We start from the raw sequence: 24495 nt of genomic DNA, 5'->3' as shown, positions 1-24495 counted from the left end.
GTTTTTTAGTATGAACTTGTTTGAGTTGACTTAGTTTTAGCGGGGAAAGTGACTGGAGTTTGCTTTGTATACAAAAGGCGAATATCAGTCAGACTTCATCTGCTGGAAAGGTAATCAACTGTTAAATCGATAAATGCCCTCACTTTCGGCGACAGATGTTTGCGGCTCGGGTAGACCACAAACACATCGATCTCTGGTGCAGGGAGGTCTTCAAACAGGATCTCAAGCTTTCCTGATTTTATTTCTTCCTCCATATAGAACATAGGTAATCGACAGATCCCTAGGTCATCTAAAACCAGTGCAAGCTCCATTTCGGCACTGTTACAGACCAATTTTTGCCTTACCTCTACGGAATAAGGTTTGCCCTCTTTATCATTAAATTGCCATTTGTTCGGTGATTTATGATTGCTATAGCAGAAGCAGTTATGACGGCTTAATTCTTGAGGATGGTGGGGGCGACCATGTTTAGATAGATATCCAGGGCTGGCAACAATATAACCTTTACAGCTAAATATCTTACGGCAAATGAGGCTAGACTCCTCAAGCTGTAGCGAGGCTCGTATGGCCAGATCGTAGCCTTCTGCCACCACATCGACCTTACGGTCATTGAGGTCGAGATCTAATGACACATTGGGATACAGGCGCATATATTCGGCTAAGATGGGCTGCAGGTAGTTATTGCCAAAGCCGACCGGGGTGCTTAGTCTCAGCGTGCCTTTAGGCGCAACCTCGTGCAGGGTCAGCATATTCACTGCTTGTTCTGCATCGGCGACTAACTGTTGGCATTCTTGATAATAGGCCTTTCCTTCGGGGGTCAGGCCGATGGATCGGGTGGTGCGATTGAGTAAACGCACACCAAGCCGCTCTTCGAGCTTATTGACTTCCTTACTGATATAAGACGTTGAATGTCCCATCAGCTCGGCCGCAGCCGAGAAACCACCGGTTTTCACCACCTGAGTGAATACCATGACACCATCAAAAAGCTTATTCATAGTCATATGGAAACAGTCTTTATCAATTAAGGTTATTAATCCTGAATAACTATCAATATACACTTATCAATATTGAATGTAACAAGCTTTGCAATTAATGCTTGTGACAAACCATTGTGATTCGTGTCTGAGGCTGGATTTAGAACTTTTTAGTTCTGTTAAGCGAAAGGGCATAAGGAGATGCTATGCAGCACAACATAAAACTCTACATTCTAGTCACCGCCCTATTATTTGGACTATCTCCATTAGCCATTGATATGTATTTGCCAGCATTACCTTCGATGGCGAGCTCACTGTCGGTTTCAATCAACGATATGGAGATGTCTGTGGCGGTATTTCTGCTAGCCTTTGCATTGGCTCAGCCTGTGTTTGGTTTACTCGCCGACAGGTTTAATAAGCTAAATTTATTGCTGTCGGGTTTGGTGATATTCACTCTTTCAAGTTTAGCTGTGCCTATGGTTGAAACTGCTGAGGGCCTGTATCTGGCGCGTATGTTTCAGGCCATTGGCGGCGCAAGCTCAGTGGTATGTTTTGCTATGATCCAGCAAAAATTCGATATTCAGAAAGGCTCTCAGATAATCACTTATGTGATGGCGACTGTGGTTATCGCGGCGTTAGTCGCACCTATGATAGGTGGTCAAATACTTAAGCATGGCAGCTGGGAAGAGATCTTCTATGCACTTGCTGGTGTGGGCGTATTTGCCTTTGTGTTGAGCTTATTTACCCACAGCGAAAAGCTGGCAGTTGTGGATAGCAAAGTAATGAATGGCAAAGCACTGAACAAGAGTGCAGGAAACGAAGAGGCGGGACACGTAGCCAGCTCATCACTCGCCGACTTTATTGATATATTTAAACAGCCATTACCCATTGCCTTTATCTTTCTTGGTGGCTTTGGTTTTGCTGCATTGTTCTCATTTGTTGCAGGCTCTGCCTACGTTTATGTTCATTTCTTTAAGGTCAGTGCTGAAAGCTACAGCTACTTATTAGGTTTAAATGCCCTAGCTATGATATCTGGTAGCTTGTTAAGTGCTAAGGTATTCGCCAAGGTCACACCAAACAAGAAAGCTATTATTGCAGGTTTGTTATTAGGACCTTTGAGTTTCTTATTCTTTGTATTAGCGCAGATGCAGGCACCGTTAACGGCAATTGTTATCAGTGTATTTATGTTCAATATCTTGCTCGGGATGATTTCGGCTAATGCGATTTCAGCAGCCATGTCATTCTATCCGACTCAAGGTGGGGCTATTTCGGGTGTATTTGGACTCTGTCAATTTGCCTTAGGCGCGGTCTTTAGCGGTGGGATCAGTTTGTCTCACGCACAGTCTCCTGCGGTATTGTTGTCATTTATGGGATTAGCCTGCGCCAGCGCGGCAATGTGTAGCACCTATTTATATACCCGCTCTTGTAGCGATGAATCAGAATTTTCGACCGAAACCAATGCCACAGAGCCTTGTAGGTCACTATAGCCCTGAGCGGCTTGTGAAGAAGCGGTTTTACTAAATTAAAGCAGTCTTGATCGGCTCTTAAAAATCAGCCCTGAGCATTTTTACTAAATTAAAAGTTAAAGAGGAATTATTATGAAATTATTAGCATTCGCAGCCAGCAACAGTTCTAAATCCATCAACAAGCAACTCGCCACTTACGCCGCATCAATAGTGGAAGGTGCCGACGTTGAGATACTCGATATCAATGATTATGAAATGCCTATCTTTAGCCAAGACAGGGAAGAGGAGCTAGGTCAGCCTGAGCTGGCGCAGAAGTTCTTTGCCAAACTTGGCGAAGCTGATGGCATCATCATCTCATTTGCCGAGCATAACGGTTCATACACAGCAGCTTATAAGAACCTGTTCGATTGGACGTCACGCATAGATATGAAGGTGTTCCAGAATAAGCCTATGGTCTTGCTAGCGACTTCTCCTGGACCTGGTGGCGCTAAATCTGTATTAGCGGCTGCCTCTGGTTCCGCCCCCTATTTTGCTGCCGATGTGAAAGCCAGCTTATCTATCCCTAGCTTCTTCGATAACTTCGATATGGAAAAAGGTGAGCTTAAAAATGATGAGCTTAAAAGTGCGCTAACAGAGGCTGTATTTAAGTTGCATCAGTAAATAGTAAACATGGACGGAATGCTCAAGGTCGTACGCACACATTCATAAGCTGAATGTGTTGGCGCTATCTAGCTGCATTTATAGTCAGGCTGAAGTTATTTAACATATGTTTCCTAGATGGGAGAGGAAACATATATGAAAAAATCATTAATCGCATTACTACTCGCCAGCATAACAATGGTGGGCTGTGCATCGAGTGGCTCTTCGGGGTCAAGTACGCCTGAATTTGATGGCGATCCAGGCTTCGAGTTTGACCCTGGATATGCCCCTGAAATTGTCGATCCTGAATTTGGACTCGATCCCGATGGAGTCGATCCTGACTTTGGGGTGAAGCCGGATCAAACAGATCCTGATTTTGAACATGTGGATCCTGACTTTGGTCATGGCCCAACCGATGATGTGGCGACTAGCACACCATTAGATGTGACGTTTAGCATCAATGGCAATGGCGCTATAGTTATAAGCTCAGATGCTATGATGCATGACTTTGTGACTGTCTATCGCTTTCACGATCATGAAAATGGTTCAGTGACCATTACCGACCGTAACGGTGTGACTGTCGCCAGCGGCACTAAAGATGACAGTGGCCGGATTGTGGTGACTACTTATCTTGGTCGCAGCATAGTGATAGACAGTGACGGTAGCTTAGTGATTCCAGATAACGGCAGACCTTTACTGCCGGGTGCAGATATCCAAGGCCGTGACTTGACGGTTCAGGTAGATAGCGGTGGATATATTACCTTCAAATCCGGTGATTTCTCATTTGCTGTACAAGGCTACAGAATTGCTTGGTCACCACCCTTTGAGAGCACTATCTACATCTATCATGCCGAAACTGAGGAAAAAATTGCACAGGCTGATAAAAACAAAGATGGTTCATATACCTTTCAGGGCCGTAATGGACGTAGAGTCAACGTCGATAAAGACGGTAATGTAAAAATTTATCCGTTACCTGGTATACCTGCAAAATCTGAGTTTCAAGCCAAAGCGACTAAACTAAGTACTGAGCAAAAATCACAGCTCAAGCAGCTAAAGCATAAAATGAAGCAGCTAAACCTTAAACAAGTTAAGCGTTGATCATACTTTAGGCTTTAGGCTTTAGAAGCTAGATGTAGACTAGACTAGACCTAGCTCCTAGACATTAGGAGCAGCTTTATTCTTCTTTTAAGAAGGGCTGGCCTGGTTGCCAGTCGATGTAGACGCTGTCTTTCTCTGCACTATAGGGTGCTTTGACGAAGACAGATTTAAAGTCCTTATCGCTCTCGTTCCTGAATAAATGAGACTCTCCTGGCTCGCAGCGCAGATAGTCGCCTTGCTTAATTAGCACACGTTCACCATCCACATAAACCGCACATTCTCCTTTGAGCACCAAGAAGGATTCCTCCTGAGTCTTATGCTTATGGCAAGGATGGGCTTCACCGGGAGTGATCACCACAATGCCGAAGTGAACTCTCGGCCCATTGGTTAAGTATTTAGGTCCATACTCGCCGAAGCGATAGTTATGCTCTGATTCATTAGTTAAGTACATAGCGGTTCCTAATTTCTTTATTGTTGGCTACGGGCTCGTATGTAGGAGCTGCTTTAGCTGCGATGCTTTATTTAATCTCTCCCGGCTAAAGCCGGTCCTACAAGTTTTAAAGCCCCGGCGCTTGCCACATTGAATTGGTTAGGCCTTTATCGACCAGTTTTAATTGCTGCTCATACACTTGAATCCACTTCTCTTTTAAAACTTGGTATTTCACATGGTTTTCCATGTTGGGCTGGTATTCTTTCTCCCAGCTAACTATCGAGTCTGCCGCTGCTTTGATGCTGGCATAGATGCCCACACCAACGCCGGCGGCCATGGCGCAGCCCAGAGATGTGGCTTCCTTAACTTGAGGTATTTTGACTTTCTTGCCGGTGACATCGGCGAGAATTTGCGGCCATAAGAAGCCTTTACTGGCACCACCTGCAAATACTATCGCCTGTTCTGCTTCGCTTTGTTTACGAGCATCGGCAAAGCCTGCTGTATTTGTGTTGGGTTTACTAAATACTTGGATATTCTCGAGATTAATGGCCGAGACGATACAGGCATTTTCCTGCAGGCTGCGAAACAGGCAAGCCGGGTTGCTCTTGCCCGCATCCAGTGAAAGATTGATAAATGAAGGTGCGGCGTGATACCAGTGATCGTAATGCATAGCATCGGAGAAAATCGGCAAGATATCATAGCTGCCCACAGGCACTTGCTGGGCTAACTCTTCCATATAGGCATAGATATTTATGCCGCGCTCTTCGGCTAGCTGTTTCTCTAAATGACAGAAGGCATCCACAAACCAGTGCATCACTAAGCCGCTAAAAAACGTGATCCCCTCGGCCTGAGAGAGTCCGGTGATCACATGAGGATTAACCCTAATGGACATATCTTCCGGTGGCGGCATCTTGGAATCAATGTTTACCACCTGCTGCCAGAAACTGCCGCCCAGCACCGCGATATCACCGAGGTTGACGACTCCCAGACCTGCAGCGCCAAGCTGAACATCCCCGCCGCCCATCACCACAGCTGTACCAGCACTGAGCCCTGACTCACTGGCGGCTTGTGCGGTGACTTTACCTATCTGGGTGCCAGTCTCGACCACTGGTGGAAATATCGCAGGGTTTAGGCCAACTTCCTCTGCCATTTCTGGCACCCAGTTACGAGAGGAGAGGGAGAAAATTCCTGTGGTGCCCGCATTGGATGGGTCGGTCGCGATTATGCCGCTTAGCTTGGCTAACACCCAGTCGCTAAGCATGGCAACAGAATCAGCTTTGTCATACAGCTCCGGATGATGCTCTTTGAGCCAGAGTAAGCGGGGCAGGGCGCCAAGAGCGAAGGTTTGCCCGGACTGCTGATAATCACGATATTCAATATCCGGTGAGGACTCTTTCAATGCCATCACTTGCTGAGAGGCTCTGGCATCGACGTTAGCGACGGCCCAGATTTCTGTGCCATCTTCATCAAACACCACTATGCCTTCGCGCATACTTGTAGCGGAAATGGCGATGATCTGCCGGGGTGAGATATTAGCGTTGTGGATGGCTTGCTTGATACAGCGACACAGCAGCGGCCAGTCATTATCGAAATCGAAGCCCATGGAGTTATCGACACCAGCTTCGGCTAAGTGCTGCCACTCCTCTTGCCCCACGGAGATTTGGCGTCCCTGCAAATCAAACAGCACGGCACGGCCGCTGCCCGTCCCCGCATCTATGGCTAACAGATAGTTTTCCATGTTCATTTCCTTATGCTGCGTTTGAGCTTTCTTTTAGATGTAAGCGCTAAGCTGTAAGGGATAAGTAAGAGCTGGCGCGGATCATTGCTTGTTCTTACGACTTACCACTTAAAACTACTTCTCAGCTTTAAACCACTACCCCCTCCTCGTGAGGCATGTAATCATTCGACAACATCATGGTTATTGCACTGAGTAGATTAAATACGCCGCTTTGTGGATGTTCGCCATTGGTCTTACGCACTAATATTTTAGAATTATCCTGTGAGGTTAACGTCGGACTTTCTGAGCAGGCGAGGTGTAGTACCTGAATGATGTTATTGCTCATGACTGGCAGGGCGCCGTGGTTGACGCACAATACCGTGGGATTGATCCCATGTTCTAAAAAGGTTTCACAGGCTTTGAGTAACATTAGGTTAGATGGGTCATCCCCAAGGCAGATAACTATGTCTAATCCGCCAAAATCTATGATGGCGATTTCAGCCGCTTCCTGACACTTGTCTAAGGTATCAAACTCAAGATGTTCACCAAGTTCGACCACGTTAGCACCTAAAGCTTCCATATGAGTCACAATCGCTTGACCTACTTGTGTTGCGGCCGTGGTTACCATGGCGACCTTGCCTAATAAAGGTTTGTTGTTTGAGCTCGCGCCCTTTTTCAGTTTAGCCTGTTCAAGTTCCCAGTACTCCACTGCAAAAATATCAGCTGGACTCAGAGCCTGATAACCACCAAGAGCTTCGGCAGTTAATATGGCCTCGAAGGTATGGCTGGTGATGTCTTCGATGATTAAGGCCTGATTGACTGTCTTGCCGAAAGATATAGCGGCTTTACCTTGCCAGATAGCAAAGTTCGGAGCGTAGTTAAGCATGGTTTGGCCGCTCTGATAGCGGTCAAAATATTCGATATAGTCTTGGGCATAATCACTAAGGTCGGCTTCGAAATCGTCATTCAAAATAGCTGGAATGCGCTTAGTACGAATGACATGGTCCGGCGTAAGTGGGCCGCGGCTGGCGATGCTTTTAAGCTCTGGGTGTGAGGCGATATGACATGAGCCCTTGCTGCTATTTAGTAGCGCTACTTGCGGTGCGCCTTTTTGCGCCGATACCAAGTTGCGGATTTTTGCGAGCTCCACCAGATCAATATGTATGTTCTCGTCACAGTACTCAAGGCTCTTTTCATCCGCCTCTTCTCGTTCTTCGGCATTGATGCAAAGATTCGCTTCGATAAAATTTTCGGCTTCCGTCACCAACTTTATGGTGTTCTCGTAAGCTGTTCTGGCATCGTCACTAAAGGTAAACAGGCCGTGGTTCATTAGCACTAGCCCCTCTATCGACTGCCAGTCGATGTTCTGAGTCATCTCATAAACCAGTTTAGCCAGGGCAAAGCCTGGCATCACATAGGGGATAACCAGTACACGTTTACCAAAAAGTTGTTCGATATAGACGGAGCCCTTCGAGCTTGAACTAGAGCCTGTATTGGTCAGGGTCACAACGGCATCAGCGTGAGTATGATCCACAAAAGCAAAGGGGATAATGGCGTGCAGTATGGCTTCGACTGACGGGTTAGGCGCGTTTGGGTCTATCATGGCGGCGCGTTGATACTTGACCATGTCACTGTCGGTCAGCTCTGGCAGCTTGGCCATATTCAGTAACACGTCCATTTTAACAGGCGCAAAACCCTCGGCCTCAATGGTCTCTAAGTCCCAGCTGCTGCCTTTAACAAAGAGTATCTCTTCGGTCTCATCAAACAGGTTTTTGACTTGGGTCTTAACTGAGGTATTGCCACCGCCATGTAGCACTAATGATGGCTCTTGGCCTAACAGACGTGAGGTATAGACTCTTAATTCGAGAGGGGTAACGAATTGACTGGCTGTTTCAGCATGCCACAAGCTTTGCATAGAAATTCCTTTTATTTTTAGGGAAGTTTCCAGAACCTAGAATCTAGGTACTAAACGCTAAATAACTAGTTTAAAACTTAGCACTTATAGCTTGAAACTTCTCTAAGTCTTTAGCTCCCCGTGAACAAAGGCTGGTCAGCTTGAGCACCTCCTGAATTGGCAGCTGTATTTTTATCAGAGTCTGCATCTTCGGTTGGTACGGAATAAACCGTGATCCGGTTACGGCCATTATGTTTCGATTCATACATAGCTTCGTCAGCATCGGCGATGAGCTTCTCTAATGCATGTCCCGAACGTAGGGTATCAGTCACACCAAAGCTGGCACTAACAGTAAAGTCGAATCCAGAATCCGCTGAATCGATTCGCTCGATGACTTTGCGATATTCTTCGGCAAGCTTAGTCGCGGTAACGAGATCACAGCTTGGCAGTACGATACAGAACTCTTCACCGCCGAGACGGGCAAAGATATCATTCTTACGCCCCTGAGCTTGACATACCTTAGCGACTTTCTTTAATACCCAATCCCCACAAGCGTGACCATAGCTATCGTTAATATTCTTGAACTTATCGAGATCAAACAAGATGCAGCTCAGGTACATATCCGTATTGGCACAATATTTAAGTGCGCTCTGGGCGACTTGTGTAAAGTGGCCACGGTTTAAAATGCCTGTTAGCGCGTCATATTCGGCCAACTGTTTAAGGCGTTTCTGTGTCATCCAGGACTTATAGGCCCAAAACACCAGTAAGGTAATAATCGCAATCAACATGGCGATAAACAGTCGGTTGTTTTCCGCTTTGATCGCAGATAGTTTCTGCTCAATGGTTAGCAAGTTGTTCTGTTTATCTAGCAACTCGATGCGGCTTTTCTGCTCTGTGGTCTGATGCTCAGCTAACTGGAAGGCTAAATGCTTAGTCTTGATATCATCCAGATAAGCTCTATCGGCCTCGGCATACTTCTTATGATATTCAAGTGCCTGCTGATGTTCACCACGGGATTCGGCTATTTGGTAGAGGACCTTGTAGGATGAAACTTCAGGTTTAGAATTCGCGATATTCTTTGTTTGCTGAATGGTTTTTTGTGCGTAATCTTCCGCTATAGCATCTGATTCTATTTGAAAGTATGACTTGGCTAACAAGGAGTAGTAGAGTGCGACTATTGGTGCGTAACGACTTTGCTCAATGGCCTGTAAGTTCTCTTCGAGGGCTAAAATTGCTTTCTGAGGATTCGTATTCTTCAGATGCAGCTCGGCCAGATAACTATAGATGGCGCTCTCCATAACCACTTCATTGCTCTGCTGGCAGGCTTCAATCCCCTCAAGGATCTGCGGATCACCTTCTTTGAGTAGCCCAAGCTCGAATTGAGATTCTAGTTTTAGGTTGTGGGCTACACAAAGTGTTCGACCTTCAATAGGTTCATGCAGAAGTTTATTTGCGAAAGATAGACCAAGCTCATATTGACCAAGCTGGTTATAAAATAATACAGCAGAAGCAATAGCAAGCTGTCTTATTTCTTGACTCTCAATGCTAGGAATTAGCTCTATCGTTTTAGATAAAGACGATAGTCCTTTAGTCCACTTTTTTGATATAGCATAAATATTGACTAGTGATATGTTTGCTCTTATTTTTAGTAAGCTGCTGGCATCGGAGTCTGCTATTTTTAAAAAAAGCAGGATTCCGTCATCAAATTGCCCTTTATATGTCAACCTATATGCATTTAGATAGGATAGATGAAGAATTTGATCATGCGTAAGAGAGCTTTTTTGCTGTAAAAGGCTAGTAACTATCTCATTAAACTTATTTGGGTTGCTACTTCTTATCCTATCAGCATTTTTTAGTTGTTTATCGAAACTTATATCCTGTACGGCTTTTAGGTTGAAAGAAAAAAAACTCAAACATATTAAGGTTATGATCAATATGCTTGGTTTTTTTATTAGAAAGCTCACTACGGTTTAACCAACTTTTAATGTGCGAATATCATTTTGCTTGTCTTCGGTTTCATCTTTTTCGTCAGATTTATCTTCATCTTCACTTGGTAGTAGAATGCAAACTACATCAGGACAAACATCGAGCTGACGCTTAAGGCTGATATTATCTCGGTTTAGTAGAGACTGTTTTAGCTCATTGGTGAGTGCGGAGTCTTGAATCGCTTGCTCAAAGCTCTGCTCTGTTTGCAGTTCTGAATCTTGTCCCATACGCTCTAGCAGTTGAATAATGTTCGACATTTTCTGGTTCCTTTTTTATTGTTGATTTTTAGCTACAAATTCTACATTTTGTACACTGAACCGTCATGCTGAACTTGTTTCAGTATCCAGTGCTTTATCTTTATTACGCTCAGGGCTGGCTTTTTATAAACTCAAGGCTGTTAGGCCACTATGCTCAAGGGGCTGCTCTCTACATCTATGCTGTCATCTTCATCTTCTTCGTGCGCAACCAAGACGCAGACTATATCCGGGCATACATCTAACTGCTTCTCGAGTGAGATAACGTCTTTATTGAGTAGGCTCTGCTTGAGCTCATTGTCTAAAGTTGAGTCATTAACGATCTGCTCAAATTCGGCAGTTGCCTGCAGGCTGGCATCTTGTCCCATACGTTCTAGCTGCTGAATAATGTTTGACGTTTTTGCTTCTTTCATAACGTGTTCCTTCATAAGGGTTCCTTGTTGTTTTGATTAAAGTCCATTTAATGGAAGTTTTAAGTTTTAAGTTTTAAGTAAAGCGGAGCTTGTACTGCTTTTGATCTTTCTCTACTTACCACTTATAACTTAGTGCTCAGGGCTATTTACAGCTCTCTTTCAGCTTCTTTCTCTATCTGTGCCAATCTATCCAATACGGCTTGATTAGGCTGCATTTTCTGGCTTGGTGGAATAACCAAGGTGGTATGCATGTAAATGTCAGCATCGGCCAGTTCGGCCAGTGTCAGTGTTTGTTTACGTACTGTGTCTATTGGCAGTACCGCCGCTTCATATAAGATCACTTGATGATCGAGCGGGTATTCAGTTGATAGCAGCTCTATTAATACCTGACGGTGAGCGGCGCCGGTGGCAAACTTAGCCATACTCTTATCGCCTGCTAGCCCAATCTGCCACAGCACTAGATAACTCGATGGATCGAAGCGGCGCTTATAAAACATAAACTGGCTGGCTTCAAATTGCTGACAACCAAATTTTCCAGGATCGATAGCGAGATCGGCGATCAAACAATCTTCAGCCGAAATGCCTGGAACCATGACGGCATCAAAACCTTCAGCTTTAGCAAGTTCTATCGATTTGTGCGGTGCGTGGGCGAATACCCCCGGATGACCATAAAATGCGCCGACCACTTTTTTGCCTGCGCGAACTTCGGTTAAGATGGCATCAACCATCTCACGGTAAGTGATATGGCGGGATTTGCCCTCTTTGTAGTAGACCTGCAGTGAGCGTACATCGCTGTGCATCTCCTGTAGCCACAGCTCGACAATACCATTTGAGACACCTGAAAAGACCACATCGGCTTGTTCGATATAGCTCTTAGCGAGCGGGCAGATATGTGCCCCCAATGTCATCCCTATACCTACACAAGCTAAACTACCTGGCATCTTGAGTCCTTTCTTTTATTTTTATTGGACATTGTCTGGCTTATTTATGAACTTAAGAAAAAGTAAATTGAGTTTTAAATGGGCCCGAGCGATTATTCACGAAGATAACAGTTATTGAATTGTTTTGGAATTGTAAATGGTTGGTAATCTCTTTATTTATCAATCTACTCGGCTTTCATAAGAGATTTCTGACTTCAGAGTTTCTGCTGTTAAATAGCATGAACTGCTGCCTGTAGCGTTAGTTTCTTCTGGAATAAACCCCATTTTCTTAGTTACACGTACAGTTGCATAGTTTTTATTAGAATAACTAGCATAAACACGTTGGTAGTTCAGCTGTGAAAATCCATAGGCTAAAAGCCCGGTTACGGCCTCTTCAGGGATCTGTTTACCATGTGATATCCGCAGTAGCATAATGCCCACATCAGCATAAAATGGGCTTTGCTTTTGCTGCATTAGGCCTTGAATCCCAAGCGCTTGACCAGTCTGCTTATTGCAAATAACCCAAGTGATAAACGGTGACTGTTCTACTCGATTTTTTTTCAAAGCAATATGAAAACTCTTTTCGGCGTTTTCATAGGTCATAGCCTTACCGATACGTCTCATCATTTTTTCATCTGAATAGATCTGGCAATATAGGCACTTATCTTGTCCATCGAGAAGTCGCATTGATAAGCGCTCAGTTTCAAACTTGTGCATTTTTCTTCCCTTTCTTTTTTGTTCTTCTATCTTGTTCGTAACTCGTAACTCGTAACTCGCAACAGCTTCTACTTTCGCTTGGCAAAGCGAATCACCCCAGTTTCATGGGCGGAGCGGTCGAAGATGAGGTAGTAATCATTCATTAGCGGCAAACCTAGCAGCGACTGATTAGGCCAACCTGGGAGCTGGGAGAGAATTTTAAAGCAGGCTTTGCCTTCGCTTGGAGTGTTGGTTTGCCAGTAGTGCTCGGGCTTGATGGTGATATCTATTTTTTGCAAAGAGCCGCTCAGGGCTGTTTCATCTGAGCCGCCGCAGGCGCTTTTCTCTAAACTGGAGCCGCTCAGTTCTTTATTAGAGACGCTCAAGGCTGGCTCTTTGTTTGAGTCGGGATTGTGATGGGCTTCGCCGAGGAAGCTGAGGGTGAGTGTGGGCCATTCGCTGAGGTTAAGTTGGCTCTGGTCTATGCCCTGATATTGATGGGCTATCTCTTTAAATGGTGCGATTAATTCGGCAAACTTGGGGTTGATAGCGGTGAAGCTTTCAATCATGGCTTTGTAGAGATATTTGGTAAATACGATACCCGATACGCCGGTATCGACAATGGCGTTGCTGCGGCCGCGCATCTCCTTGTTTAGGCCGATAGCGGCGAGTAGGGCAAGCTCTTTATTACGCTCAGGATTTCCTATACTCTCAGGGCTGTCTTCTTTTTCGCTGTAGGCACTTTCAATACGCTCAGGGCTGTCTTCATTTAAAGAAGGATCAAGGCTGTATTGTTCTAGTTCCTGTTCAAGCTCGTCGGTGAGCTGACTGTCGATCTCGAGCTGGTCGCCGATCTGGATGGAGATAAGGTTAACGTTGTAGTACTTGTTTTCGACTACAGAGATGGTTTGAAACTCTCCCTGATATAGCTCGGTATGTTCTTCGCCACCACCGATAATCAACCACCCCTGATTTAGCGGGTCTTGGGCTAGTTGTTTGAACTTGTTTTTCAGCTCTGTTTTTCTCTCTTGACTGTCACCGTTAGCATTCTTTTGATCTTCAACAGTAGAGCTGGCGACATGCACACTGGATCGGCGACTGTAAAAGGAAAATTTGTTGGCGGTGAGGCCATGCTGAGTTAGATCGGTAAAGTAGGGCACGATATCTTGGGTTGGCTGCTGTTTGAGGAACTTCTTGAATTTGCGTAAATCGTGGCTGGTAAAGTGTGATTTACAAGAGCCTGCTTCATCAGAGACGCTCAGGTTTTTTTTATTAGAGCCGCTTAAGGCTTGTTTGGTATTAGTGTGGACACTGGGTTGATAACTGGTTTCACAGATGCTGATCTCATCATCGAAGGGCCAAGGGTAGGTGAGGGCGGGATTGATATTGTTCTGTTCAAAATAACCCTTGAGATCGTAACTCTTATTGAGTTGATGGTATGCCAAGCCTAATATGCCATCGGCGTTAAGAAATGTTCCTTCCTGAGCGATAGAGGAGACAATGGCAACGGGGCAGCTGTCGAGTATGATAGGCTGATTTGATGTGGCAAGTGTTGCTAGCTGGCTACCATTATCGGTTTCTGTATCAAGTGAAGAGCCCTCAGCGGATAAAGAGCCCTCAGCAAGAGAAAAGTCGATGGCATCTTCACGAATACTCACTCGGGTACGTATGACAGGACCATCCCAACCTCCAGCGCCATAGAGGACCTCTTGAGCAAAGCTGGTGGCGATCAGGGCTGAATCATCTTCCTCCACATAATCACTGCTACTTATCACTAAGGTGCTGCTGCCAGTATCGAGGATAAGGTTCACGGGCTCTTTATTCGCGCCGATGCGTAGCTGAGCAGAGTAGCCACCCATGGCGTATACATTCGTAATCGGCACTTTGAGGGTACGAGATTGAACTGATTCTGGAGTGTTCTGCTGTTTTTGATTCAAGCTGTTTTGTGGTTTTTGTTTTGAGTAGTCTTGTTGAACGTCAGTGCTCATGGTGCTTCCCTGATTATTGTTATAATTATTCTTAAAGTTAAAGCTACAGTTACTCTTAATTTTTTAGTTTTCAGCTGTTTACCTCAGACTCAATCATGGGCTAAAAAGGCTGGTGATAGAGGCATGCTTTAATATGTTTAAAGCATAAGTACTTCATTAGCAATTGGTTTTTATTCCGCTTTGGCGAGCTGTCGTTGAGCAGATGCCGGCAAGGCAGTTGCAAGTTTGCTTTATGGTTATCGCCTGCAAATATTTATACTTGCAGGCTTTTAAGGCCTATTTGAATGGACTCATTCATGCTGCTAGCTTGTAGTTCGTGATGATTTTTGGCTGTTTAAATACACTGAAGAATGATTATTCTTAAACAGTGAAAAGCGATTCACATTCATATCCATATTTAAGGAAGTATCGATGACTCATAACAACAAGAAAAAACTCGGTCTGGGAATGGGCTGCGCATTAATTGTTAACCCTCACTTCATAAAAAATCCTTTTAATCAGCCGTTTAAATTAAGGTTGATTTTAATTGTGATCGATATAGTAGCTGCTTTAAAGAATCATAAAAATTACAAATGATTAAAATTAACATATTATCATGTTAATTTTTGACACAGTCAGTGAATAATATCTAATGCAATCAATTGGGTTAAAGTAAAAGGAAAGGGTAATGGGAAAAAAAGATCTAAAGGTAGCGGTTGTAGGTGCGGGACTTAATGGGCTTGCGCTTGCTTTATCCTTAAGAATGTTTGGCATTGAAGCCACTGTTTATGAACAAGCGGACAAACCGAGAGCCGATGGGACTGGTATTATCATGTGGCCAGAAGGCATGCAAATTTTAGCTGCACTCACCGACGCCGAAAAAATAAAACAGGCGGGTAACAGTGTTGATATTGTTACCACATTAACAGCAACATCAGACATGATTAATCAACTGTCAATACAAGCGGCAGACGCTACAGTGAATGCACCTATCGGTCTATTTCACCGACGCGAACTCTATCAACTTTTATTAGATGCTTACGGTGAAGACAATATTCAAACGGGTCAACACTGTAATGTCGACAACAGTGTGATCATGATGAATGGTGAACCATTGATTGCAGATGTGATCGTTGGTGCTGACGGGTTATTCTCGCAAGTACGCCAATTTGTCGCGCCAGAAGTGAATATTCGCCAACCGGGTGTTTATTGCTGCCGTGGGACTGTTGATTTTGATACACCAGAAATCAGTGATGATGAATGTTATGTCTTTGCAGGCATGCAATCACGCATCGTGACTTATACTTATGACCGCGATAATCATTCTAAATACTGGTTTGCAGCATGTCCTGTTGCTGAAGGTGAAACACTAGATAAAAATAGTATCTTGGACAAGTTTGCGCACTATTCACCATTTCTACTTAAGATGATAAAAAATACGCCAGAGTCACAGATCTTGCCATCACCTTTAGCGGATGTTGCACCTTTTTCACAATGGAGCCGAGACAATGCTGTACTACTCGGCGATTCATGTTGTGCGGTGTTACCGACCATGGGCATAGGTTTTAGCTTAGGCATTGAAAATGCTTATATTCTTGCGCAGAGCCTTGCTGCTAACTTTAATCACATTCCAAATGCACTACAACGTTATCAACAGCGAGCACAACAGCGTTCACACGATTTACAAAACATCACTCATCGATTAAGCCAACTGACTTATACCGAAGCCTTTAATCCCACTGAAGTACAAGCGTTATACCAACAATTTATAACGGTAAATAGCTGTTCAGCGTTTTAAAACGAATAGAAAAATGCCTATTGAAGTACAAATTCGATAGGCTCTCTTTTCTAAAATCTGACTATTTTTCAATTTAGTCATATTACCGCAAACATTACATTTATAGATGCTACTAAAAAATAATTACAGTTTATGCTTTATTACTTGGTGCACCGTTATTGGCGGCATCTTTTACGGTTATCTATGCCGGAGAGCTGTTAATCGTTCCTGATAATAAGCCATTGAAAGAGCAGACGCTGGTGATCGCTGAAGACGGTAAGATAAGCCAAGTAAAAAAGGGCTATCTTGATCTTAAATCATTTGGCAGCGGTGTGGATTATATCGAGCTGAAAAATTGCTTCGTGATGCCGGGAATGATGGATATGCATGTGCATCTTCAAGGTGAGCTTTGGTCTAAGAATGACACTGAAAAGTTGCGTATGTCAGATGCCGATGTGGCGATACGCAGTGCTCACTTTGGCAAGTTAACGCTATTGGCAGCTTTTACACAGTGCGGGATTTAGGCGCTAAGCCTGAGCTGATATACGCCCTGCGTGATGGCATAGCAAAAGGCTGGGGCGTGGATATGACCGATAATTTCAAGGCCGTGTATAAAGCTGGGGTGATAATTGCCTATGGCACGGACAGCGCGTATCCCAACATGGCACCAATGCCCGTGAAGCAGTATTGATGCATCAGGCGGGTATGAGCAATGCTGATATATTAAAATCGGCCACGGTCAATGGCGTGGACTTGATAGATATGTCAGATAAGCTAGGCACGCTTGAGGTGGGTAAGTATGCCGATATTATCGCCACAGATACCAGCCTGCTGAAACAGATAGAAGCGCTATTGGATGTGGATTTTGTGATGAAAGGCGGTAAGGTTTATAAGAATAAATAAGAACCTTCAGCGGTTTGTTGAAATGAGCTTTTGGAGGTAATAACAGAGCTTGCAGGCAGTTAAAAAGAAGAGTGGTAAGCTGTAAGTGATAAGTAAAAGCGGAGGGCTAATACAGACTTACAGCTTACAGCTTACAGCTTATTATTTAATAATAAAGCTGCCCTGCATGATTGCCCAGTGTCCTGGGAATGAGCAGAAAAATTTGTAGGCTTCAGAAGCACTCATGCCTTCGGTGCTGAAGGTGACGCTGCTTGAGCTACCGCCGCCAACAACATCAGTGTGAGCGATAACACGAGTGTCGCCGTCTTTAACATAGTTTTTATCTACGCCTGCGCCCATGCCATCGTTGGCTACCGCTTGCATATCTGCAGCCTTGGTTAGCACCCAGTTGTGGCCCATGGCCGCTTTGGGTAGCTGACCTGAGTGAGTCAGTGTCAGGGTAACTTCTTTACAGCTTGCCGGAACGCTTAGCTCTTTGGTGTCGAATTGCATCGCGTCGTTAGCGCTAATCTTAAGTTCACATTCATTGGCATTGGCCATAGCACTAAACGACATACTGAATAGTGCACTGAAACCGAGTAAACCCACTGCGCTTATCGCCTTAAGGCGATTCATTGAGATTTTCATTTGAAATCCTTATTTTGATTATTAGTGTGCCATACCAATCGGTATTGGCCGCGGCGCTATCTTAATAAAAATGAATGTTAATGAGAATCGTTATTGGTTTTGTATCATGGCTTGTTAGTGATATCGAAGTCATGTCTATCAATTAAATAAAGGCTAAATCTAATAAATATTAATGGCTTATGTGGATGTTTGTGAAGAGGTCTGTTTTAGAAAATTTACAATTGAATGGCGATAAATATTCGCTTGGTGGCATCTTTTTAATAAAAAATGTTTTATTGTTATAAATGTTTTAAACGCGCAATGTAAATAACGGATTAAAAATACAAGGAAAGATATGGAATATTTTATTGGTGCATTAAAGAAATATGCAGATTTTACAGGTCGAGCTCGTCGCAAAGAATTTTGGATGTACATGCTGTTTTATTTTATTTTCTATACCCTTGCGGCGGTTATCGATATCACGTTAGGCACTATGATATTTTCAACTGTGCTGGCATTAGGTTTGTTGATACCGACGATCGCCATATCGGCTCGTCGCCTACATGATACCGGACGTTCAGGTTGGTGGCAGCTAATCGGTCTAGTACCGCTTATTGGTGCCATCGTTTTGTTGATCTTTTATGTACAGGACAGCATAGGCGAGAATGAATACGGTGCTAATCCTAAGGCTGTAGAAGCTTAATCGATGAGTAAAAGCATGGGGGCCAAGGCCTCCTTGTTTAACATGGAGGTATTTATCCATGATTGCAGGGATAGCGAAAGAGGGATTTGATCTGCGATTCACTTATAGTTAATAACTTTTCCTTTCTCGTCGGTTTGCTCCAGATACAGAAAAAGAGCTGCGCGGCCCCTTTTGAACACTTCACCCATCAGCCCAAGCTGAATGTCCGAGTAAGTTGATTTATTGCTTTGAACTACAGCTGTTATTAATTCGCTGTGACCTTGATGCGCTCAACATTGGCAGCGGGTTCATCAATAACAAAATCCAGCTGAACCTTAGAACCTTTAGCCCCTTTCTTAGACTTTTTATACACCCACTGCTTTAGGGCTTTTACTGCTGATTTATCGAATACACCTTTGGGTGATGACTTAATCACTTTAACGTTAGAGACCATACCTGACTTGCTGATATCGAACTTGAGCTGAACATAACCATTTTGATTCGCTTCAGCTGCTTCTTTTGGATATTTGGGCTCGACACGAGTCAGTGGATGAATACTGTGTGCCTGACTCTTAATGGCTTTGGTTGATTTTTCCGACGACTCTTTCGCTGATTCTTTCGAAGAGCTTTGATGATCGCCTGCCAGTACTTGCTGGTTGAGCATTAAGCTGGCAAGGCCTAGTCCAAGTGTCATTGCTATTATGGCTATGGTGCTCTTTCCATGTTGTTTTTTCATTTGTATGATCCTTTCCTTTAAGATGTTTTTATTTCCATAGTGCGTATGTAGCATGCCCATTTGAGCGTGCTGAGAGTAGGCCAATAGCGCATGGCTATAGGCAATTTTTTCATCGGTATTCATCGATGAGGTGATTTGAGCATCACAGGCGAGTTCTTGATCGTCACGAAAGCGGCGATAGGCTAGCCAGCAAAGTGGATTGAACCAGAAGATGGCGAGCAGACCATAAGCAAGCAAATTAGTGATGATGTCCCCGCGTTCATGATGAAACTGCTCGTGATCCAACACGGCTTGCTGTTGCTTGGCGGTGAGCTTATGGAAATCAGCCGGTACTATGATCATCGGCTTAATCACGCCTGTTAGCATGGGGGAGGTGATTTCTGGGCTCTGTAAGATGGGTAAAGTGTCGGCTAAAATCGGCGTATGATTTTTTAAATCGCAATTCTGGGTGTGAGCATAAGGTTTACTCTTGCTCAGCAACTTATTTAAGTAACGTCGTTGCAGTAGTAATAGCGCTGCCATCACAGTCATTCCAGACAACCACAAAGCGGCGACTAAAGGAATCGGAATAAGGCTTTCACTGTTTTTAACTGCGAGTGAGGCCAGCACTCTGTAGTGTTCAAAAGTGTCCAGCTTAGATTCTGCCAACAAGTTAGGCACAAATTGCAATATTAGAGAGCCAAGCAGCATTAATGGGATAGCCAGCCATAAACTATACATGTGGTGAGCACCGAGCTGCTTCAGCAGTGGCTTATGAAAAAGCAGAATGAACGCGCAGACTAAGCTTATGAGTATGCTCTGCTGTATGAGCCAGTTAATCATGATTAGTTTCCTTTGTTTGAGGACTGCTTGTTTGAGAGTCGCTACTTAATTTATCTTTGTTCAAACTGTTCTCTTTCGGGTCCTCTTCTTGCCAGTTGTCTATCAAGGCTCTCAACTCTGCAACATCTTCAGCACTGAGCTTATTCTCTTTGGCAAAGCCGGCAACCAGAGGGGCTACACGACCAGAAAACATTCTTTCTACGAAAGACTGACTCTCTTTAATCTGATATTCACTTTGATTGATTAATGGTGAGTAGAGATAGCTGCGGCCCTTTTTTTGAAACCCGATCGCCTGTTTTTTTACTAATCGGTTTAGCAGGGTTTTGACTGTTTTTTCGTGCCATTCGTTAGAAACTGCTAATTTATCCACCACTTCATTGGAGCTTATGGGGGACGACTCCCATAGGATATTGAGTACGGCAAGTTCTGAATTACTGATCTCTTTCATCGGCTATTCCCATTGTCAAAGTGTGTACTTATTACTTTTTATTGAATGTATTTTATGGATTACAAATGTAATCACTAGAAGTAAGATTACACTTGTAATCTTACTTGGCAAGTCATTTTGTTGATTAATTGATGCAAAGGTTGTGAATTTGTTTTGTGTGGATGTTGGCTAGATTTCTTTGATTGCCAATCATAAGCTTGCATTATTTTTAAACAAATCGTTTTATTCCAAATTTTCCGGAGTAAAAGCCAAGAGAATAAAATTAGACTTTTAGGTAAGCAGAATGTCATCCAAAAGTTAGACATTTATACGTATAGACGTCTATAATGCGGCGGATCGTAACTCGGTGCTGAACAGGGAACCAATACTCGGTAGTTAAACTAGGTACAGAACTGGCTACAAAAACTGAGTGCGTTCTTGGAACGAATTAACAATATTTTAGTCAATCTTTTGTGGTGCCTAAACCTATTTAAATGCGTTGAAACCTAGCTGTTTGCTGAGGCTTTCGACACTCAAGGTAAGGGATAATCGGGAAGTCAGTGAGAATCTGACACTGCCCCCGCAACGGTAAAAGGTAAGAGTCAGGCGCGTCTATCTAACTCTCTAGCGGTATGGAGAGACAGAAGGGAGCGTAAAAATATCCTGAATTCGCGCAATGTCGTTTTTGAAACGTCATAGCAGAGCCTAAGTCCGGAGACCGGCCCATTAGATGATTTTGAGATTTCGGCGGGCAGATCTCAAGATGCGGCTTATGCACTGCAGCTTATGCCCTATGGGATTAAAGCCGAACTGCCTAATTATGTCGTGACATTTTTGCCCCGTTTTCCTTTTAGGAGTTAAAGGTAAAATGGGTATATTCTCATATAAAGAGTCATATAATGATTCAAACAAACTTTCAAAAATAGCCATGCTAATCAGCAGTGTACTTACTCTGTCAGTTGTCTCATCGAGCGCTATGGCGGCCGAAGCTGCTAATACTGGTGAAAGCCAGGCAAACAGTGTCGATGAAGTGATCACTGTGATTGGCCGTAGCGAAAACACCCCTCTGAATATCGCGGCCAATGTGAATATTATCGATTCTGCTCAGATAGAGATGAGCGGCGCGACCACGCTAACTGAAGTGTTACGTGGTCAGAGCGGCATTCAAATTTCAGATTCAAATTCTAATGCTGTATTCGCCATGCGTGGCTTTTCTGGAAGCCAGGCTGCTAACAACACGTTGATCTTGGTAGATGGTCGCCGTTTGAATAATATCGATATAGCGGCGCCTAGCATCAATGCTATTCCACTCAATCAGATCGATCGCGTTGAGATTTTATCCGGTAGTGCAGGCGTACTGTACGGCGATCAAGCTGTCGGTGGTGTGATTAACATTATCACTAAGGCACCAACGGGTTCGGGTGGCGGCATTCAGTTATCTGGTGGCAGTTTCAATACCTATGAAGGTAAGGCCGATGTCTCTGGTGCAATTAATGATACATGGCGTTACTACGCGGCTGCGAGTTATAATCAAGGTGATAACTATCGTGACCATAATGCCAATAAGACCTCATCTGTTTTAGGCCGTCTGCAATATGAAGATGGGCCACAAGACTTTTTCGTTGAAGCCAGCTACTACGATAACGATCGTGAGTTAGCAGGGGCATTGACTAAAGATCAAATTAAAGAAAACCCACGTCAATCTAATGCAACACAGCCGGGTGCATATGATGCTTATATGCATGAGATGACAACGGCTGCACGTAGTGGATATACGTATCAGTTAAATGATGAATGGTCTCTCGGTGCTGATGTTAATTATTCAGACACCCTTATCACAGGTTTAAATGAGTGGGGGTCATCGAGAAAAGACACACGTTCACTATTAGAGTTTACACCTAAGGCTGTGGCGAATATTACAACAGATAAGGGGGATTTGAAAATCATTACCGGTATCGATCTGAGTCGCGGCGAATCAGAATTTGGTAGCGGGCGTGGTAATGTGCAGAAGCAGGCCAGTGCCTATGTGCAAGCGACAGTCCCTTTGTCGGAAAGCTTTAGTTATGTGGTCGGTGGTCGCTATGCTGAAGCGAATGATGAACTGGTTGATCCTAATGCATATCCAGAAGGAATAAAGCTAGATCAAGATGCCCATGCCTTCGAGTTAGGGTTGAATTATCGTCCAACAGCGACACAGAGACTGTATGTTCGTGCAGATGATAACTTTCGTTTCGCTAAGGTCGATGAGCAAGCTTATACACCTGCCAATGTTATTGGGCTTAAGCCTCAGACGGGGCGTTCATACGAAGCCGGTTGGGACTGGGCACCTGAGTCGCACACATTACGTTTGAGTGCTTACCGCTTAGATCTTGAAGATGAAATCGTATTCGATCCAAGTGCCGATACCCCTACAGGTGGAAGCTTTCCAGGTGCAAACGTCAATGCCGATGCGTCACGCCGCTACGGTGTGAGTGCCGACTGGGACTGGCAGTTAACCGATAAGGTACAATTGGGGGCCGAATATAACTATATCGATGCCGAATTTACCGATGGCCTCAACGAAGGTAAGCAACTATCTTGGGTGGCCGAACACACTGGGCGTGGCTACTTTAGTATCGATGCTAACCAAAACTGGCAGGTATTTACCGAAGTGGTTTATACCGGTGAGCGTTTTATCGAAGGTGATAATAGTAATACCGATGAGAAGTTGGAGGCATACTGGCTGACTAACCTGGCAGTTAACTATACTAAGGATGCTTGGCTTGCTAGCTTTCGCGTCGATAACTTGTTTGATGAACAGTATGTCAGTGCTGGTTATTACAGCAATTCTGCCGGTGTTAGTTACAACGGTTATTATGCCGGTACAGGCCGCGCACTTCGCCTCACTGGAAGCTATAGGTTTTAATGAAGGGGCTAGTTATTAGGAGCCAACACCTAGGAATAAGTGCCTAGGATCAAGTCCTTAAGACAAAGCATCAAGGAGTAATCAGCTAGGGGCAATTGCGCGTTGCTGATTACTCGTTCCCTGTTCCATTTTCCTTTCTTTCTATTCTCGAACCTAGTTTCTCGCAACTTGATGCTTTGCTTAGCTTTCTTAAGCTCGCTACATTCCTATCCCTTATCTCTTGTGCCTAGCTTTTTTATGCCCCATGCTAAGCTGAATCAATTAATTCTGTCTTCTGATGGCTAAGAGCATGATTATCCGCTTCATTGTATTTGTATTATGTGTGTTCATATCTGCTTGTTCAGGCCCTAAACTTGAACCGCTTGCGGCGAGTGCCGAAATTATGGCCTTTGGCGATAGTCTTACCTATGGCAAGGGAGCGAGTGATGGTGGTGATTATCCAGCGGTACTGGCGGAACTGACTGGCCTGAGGGTGAGCAATGCCGGTGTTTCAGGAGAGACGACCTCACAAGGCTTGAACAGGCTAGGAGAGCTACTTGTTCGAGAGACGCCTGACTTATTGATTTTACTCGAAGGTGGCAACGACTTTCTGCGTAATCAAGCTACAGCCAAGACCAAAGCTAACTTGGCGCAGATGATCGAGCTAGCTCAAGCTAAGTCGATTCCGGTAGTGTTAATTGCAGTGCCTCAGAAGGGGATTTTTTTGTCATCGGCAGCCCTCTATTCGGAGTTAGCCGAGACATATGATGTTATGCTTATCGAAGAGGCGTTAACGGATTTGCTTAAAACTCGGTCAATGAAATCTGATACGATTCATCTTAATGATGCTGGCTACCGCGCTTTAGCTGAAACGATTTATCAGCGACTAGAAAAGGCCGGCGCGATATAATGCATCGAATATGTGCTATTAATATGTGCAATCAAGGTAATGAAGTTATGAAATGTGTAATAAAGAGATCGATAACTTCAGGCTTTAGGTGGAATTTGGCTTATTTATGAAATGGTTGATAACGCTCTGATAGAGCTTGAACTTAGTGATTTTCTCTCGGTTATCAGACCTTGGGCAGATAATTACAGTTAAAGTATTCATTTAGGTGAAATCAACTTGACCCTAGTGGTCTTTTTATGGGTAAATTCCCTGATAACAATTGGTGTCGCGCCAAAATAATAATGTAGGTTAAAACTC

The 24495-nt window shown here is 44.1% G+C and carries 23 protein-coding genes and 1 riboswitch; of the genes, 10 read left to right on the top strand and 13 right to left on the bottom strand.

The genetic code is table 11. The annotated features are described in order from the left end of the window. Positions 1-95: 95 nt before the first annotated feature. Positions 96-998, bottom strand: a complete 903-nt coding sequence (locus sps_RS22165; RefSeq protein ID WP_077754468.1) for a LysR family transcriptional regulator — start codon at positions 996-998, stop codon at positions 96-98. Positions 999-1177: 179 nt separating this feature from the next. Between sps_RS22165 and sps_RS22160 the strand changes: the two genes are divergently transcribed. From sps_RS22160 to sps_RS22150, 3 genes are all read left to right on the top strand, one after another. Continuing rightward, a complete protein-coding gene (locus sps_RS22160) occupies positions 1178-2458 on the top strand; it encodes an MFS transporter (RefSeq protein WP_077754467.1) in 1281 nt (426 codons plus the stop codon). 111 nt (positions 2459-2569) lie between these two features. After that, a complete protein-coding gene (locus sps_RS22155; RefSeq protein ID WP_077754466.1) occupies positions 2570-3097 on the top strand; it encodes an NADPH-dependent FMN reductase in 528 nt (175 codons plus the stop codon). Between the two features lie 135 nt (positions 3098-3232). After that, complete coding sequence (locus tag sps_RS22150; RefSeq protein WP_077754465.1) at positions 3233-4174, top strand: hypothetical protein; 942 nt, start codon at positions 3233-3235, stop codon at positions 4172-4174. 76 nt (positions 4175-4250) lie between these two features. Here the strand turns inward: sps_RS22150 and sps_RS22145 are convergent, their stop codons facing one another. The 9 genes from sps_RS22145 to sps_RS22105 all read right to left on the bottom strand — a co-directional run bounded on the left by sps_RS22145 (position 4251) and on the right by sps_RS22105 (position 14472). Continuing rightward, positions 4251-4625 (bottom strand): cupin domain-containing protein, encoded by a 375-nt coding sequence (locus sps_RS22145; RefSeq protein WP_077754464.1) that lies wholly within the window; start codon positions 4623-4625, stop codon positions 4251-4253. Between the two features lie 106 nt (positions 4626-4731). After that, the gene (gene lsrK, locus sps_RS22140) at positions 4732-6342 is read right to left on the bottom strand and encodes an autoinducer-2 kinase (RefSeq protein WP_077754463.1); all 1611 of its coding nucleotides are present in this window, start codon (positions 6340-6342) and stop codon (positions 4732-4734) included. 127 nt (positions 6343-6469) lie between these two features. Next, entirely contained in the window at positions 6470-8236 is a 1767-nt protein-coding gene (locus sps_RS22135; protein WP_077754462.1) for a bifunctional aldolase/short-chain dehydrogenase, read from the bottom strand. Positions 8237-8346: 110 nt separating this feature from the next. Continuing rightward, positions 8347-9939, bottom strand: a complete 1593-nt coding sequence (locus sps_RS22130; RefSeq protein WP_237157916.1) for a tetratricopeptide repeat-containing diguanylate cyclase — start codon at positions 9937-9939, stop codon at positions 8347-8349. Positions 9940-10185: 246 nt separating this feature from the next. Next, positions 10186-10458 carry a hypothetical protein gene (locus tag sps_RS22125; RefSeq protein ID WP_077754461.1) on the bottom strand — a complete coding sequence of 91 codons (273 nt, stop codon included), beginning with the start codon at positions 10456-10458 and terminating at the stop codon, positions 10186-10188. 140 nt (positions 10459-10598) lie between these two features. Beyond that, the gene (locus sps_RS22120) at positions 10599-10868 is read right to left on the bottom strand and encodes a hypothetical protein (RefSeq protein ID WP_077754460.1); all 270 of its coding nucleotides are present in this window, start codon (positions 10866-10868) and stop codon (positions 10599-10601) included. Positions 10869-11014: 146 nt separating this feature from the next. Next, a complete protein-coding gene (locus tag sps_RS22115) occupies positions 11015-11809 on the bottom strand; it encodes an SAM-dependent methyltransferase (RefSeq protein ID WP_077754459.1) in 795 nt (264 codons plus the stop codon). 159 nt (positions 11810-11968) lie between these two features. Beyond that, on the bottom strand, positions 11969-12505 hold the full coding sequence (locus sps_RS22110; RefSeq protein ID WP_077754458.1) for a GNAT family N-acetyltransferase: 537 nt from the start codon (positions 12503-12505) through the stop codon (positions 11969-11971). Positions 12506-12573: 68 nt separating this feature from the next. Beyond that, on the bottom strand, positions 12574-14472 hold the full coding sequence (locus sps_RS22105; RefSeq protein ID WP_077754457.1) for a pepsin-like aspartyl protease: 1899 nt from the start codon (positions 14470-14472) through the stop codon (positions 12574-12576). A gap of 667 nt (positions 14473-15139) precedes the next feature. Between sps_RS22105 and sps_RS22100 the strand changes: the two genes are divergently transcribed. The 4 genes from sps_RS22100 to sps_RS29155 all read left to right on the top strand — a co-directional run bounded on the left by sps_RS22100 (position 15140) and on the right by sps_RS29155 (position 17131). Then, complete coding sequence (locus tag sps_RS22100; protein ID WP_077754456.1) at positions 15140-16249, top strand: FAD-dependent monooxygenase; 1110 nt, start codon at positions 15140-15142, stop codon at positions 16247-16249. A 158-nt stretch (positions 16250-16407) separates the two neighbouring features. After that, a complete protein-coding gene (locus sps_RS29165; RefSeq protein ID WP_335695439.1) occupies positions 16408-16752 on the top strand; it encodes a hypothetical protein in 345 nt (114 codons plus the stop codon). After that, complete coding sequence (locus tag sps_RS29160) at positions 16740-16919, top strand: hypothetical protein (protein ID WP_335695438.1); 180 nt, start codon at positions 16740-16742, stop codon at positions 16917-16919. Before sps_RS29165 ends, sps_RS29160 begins: the two co-directional genes overlap by 13 nt. Next, complete coding sequence (locus sps_RS29155) at positions 16919-17131, top strand: amidohydrolase family protein (protein ID WP_335695437.1); 213 nt, start codon at positions 16919-16921, stop codon at positions 17129-17131. The genes sps_RS29160 and sps_RS29155 overlap by 1 nt, the downstream gene beginning before the upstream one ends. Before the next feature lie 141 nt (positions 17132-17272). Here sps_RS29155 and azu read toward each other — a convergent pair whose 3' ends face one another. Continuing rightward, positions 17273-17686 carry an azurin gene (gene azu / locus sps_RS22090; RefSeq protein ID WP_237158142.1) on the bottom strand — a complete coding sequence of 138 codons (414 nt, stop codon included), beginning with the start codon at positions 17684-17686 and terminating at the stop codon, positions 17273-17275. Positions 17687-18092: 406 nt separating this feature from the next. Here azu and sps_RS22085 point away from each other — a divergent pair, with 406 nt between their 5' ends. Then, positions 18093-18440, top strand: coding sequence for a DUF805 domain-containing protein (locus tag sps_RS22085; protein ID WP_077754454.1), 348 nt, complete (start codon positions 18093-18095; stop codon positions 18438-18440). A 244-nt stretch (positions 18441-18684) separates the two neighbouring features. Here sps_RS22085 and sps_RS22080 read toward each other — a convergent pair whose 3' ends face one another. Further along, positions 18685-19977: a M56 family metallopeptidase gene (locus tag sps_RS22080; protein WP_077754453.1), complete on the bottom strand. Its 1293-nt coding sequence runs from the start codon at positions 19975-19977 to the stop codon at positions 18685-18687. Then, complete coding sequence (locus tag sps_RS22075; RefSeq protein WP_077754452.1) at positions 19970-20425, bottom strand: BlaI/MecI/CopY family transcriptional regulator; 456 nt, start codon at positions 20423-20425, stop codon at positions 19970-19972. Before sps_RS22075 ends, sps_RS22080 begins: the two co-directional genes overlap by 8 nt. A 481-nt stretch (positions 20426-20906) precedes the next feature. Then, positions 20907-21145: riboswitch (cobalamin riboswitch) on the top strand. 127 nt (positions 21146-21272) lie between these two features. Between sps_RS22075 and sps_RS22070 the strand changes: the two genes are divergently transcribed. Both sps_RS22070 and sps_RS22065 read left to right on the top strand, forming a co-directional pair. After that, complete coding sequence (locus sps_RS22070) at positions 21273-23309, top strand: TonB-dependent receptor (RefSeq protein WP_077754451.1); 2037 nt, start codon at positions 21273-21275, stop codon at positions 23307-23309. A gap of 277 nt (positions 23310-23586) precedes the next feature. After that, entirely contained in the window at positions 23587-24198 is a 612-nt protein-coding gene (locus sps_RS22065; RefSeq protein WP_077754450.1) for an arylesterase, read from the top strand. Positions 24199-24495: the final 297 nt, after the last annotated feature.

Origin of the sequence: Shewanella psychrophila, from assembly GCF_002005305.1 — a bacterium.
Taxonomy (GTDB): domain Bacteria; phylum Pseudomonadota; class Gammaproteobacteria; order Enterobacterales; family Shewanellaceae; genus Shewanella; species Shewanella psychrophila.
This window is presented reverse-complemented; position numbering and strand designations above follow the sequence as displayed.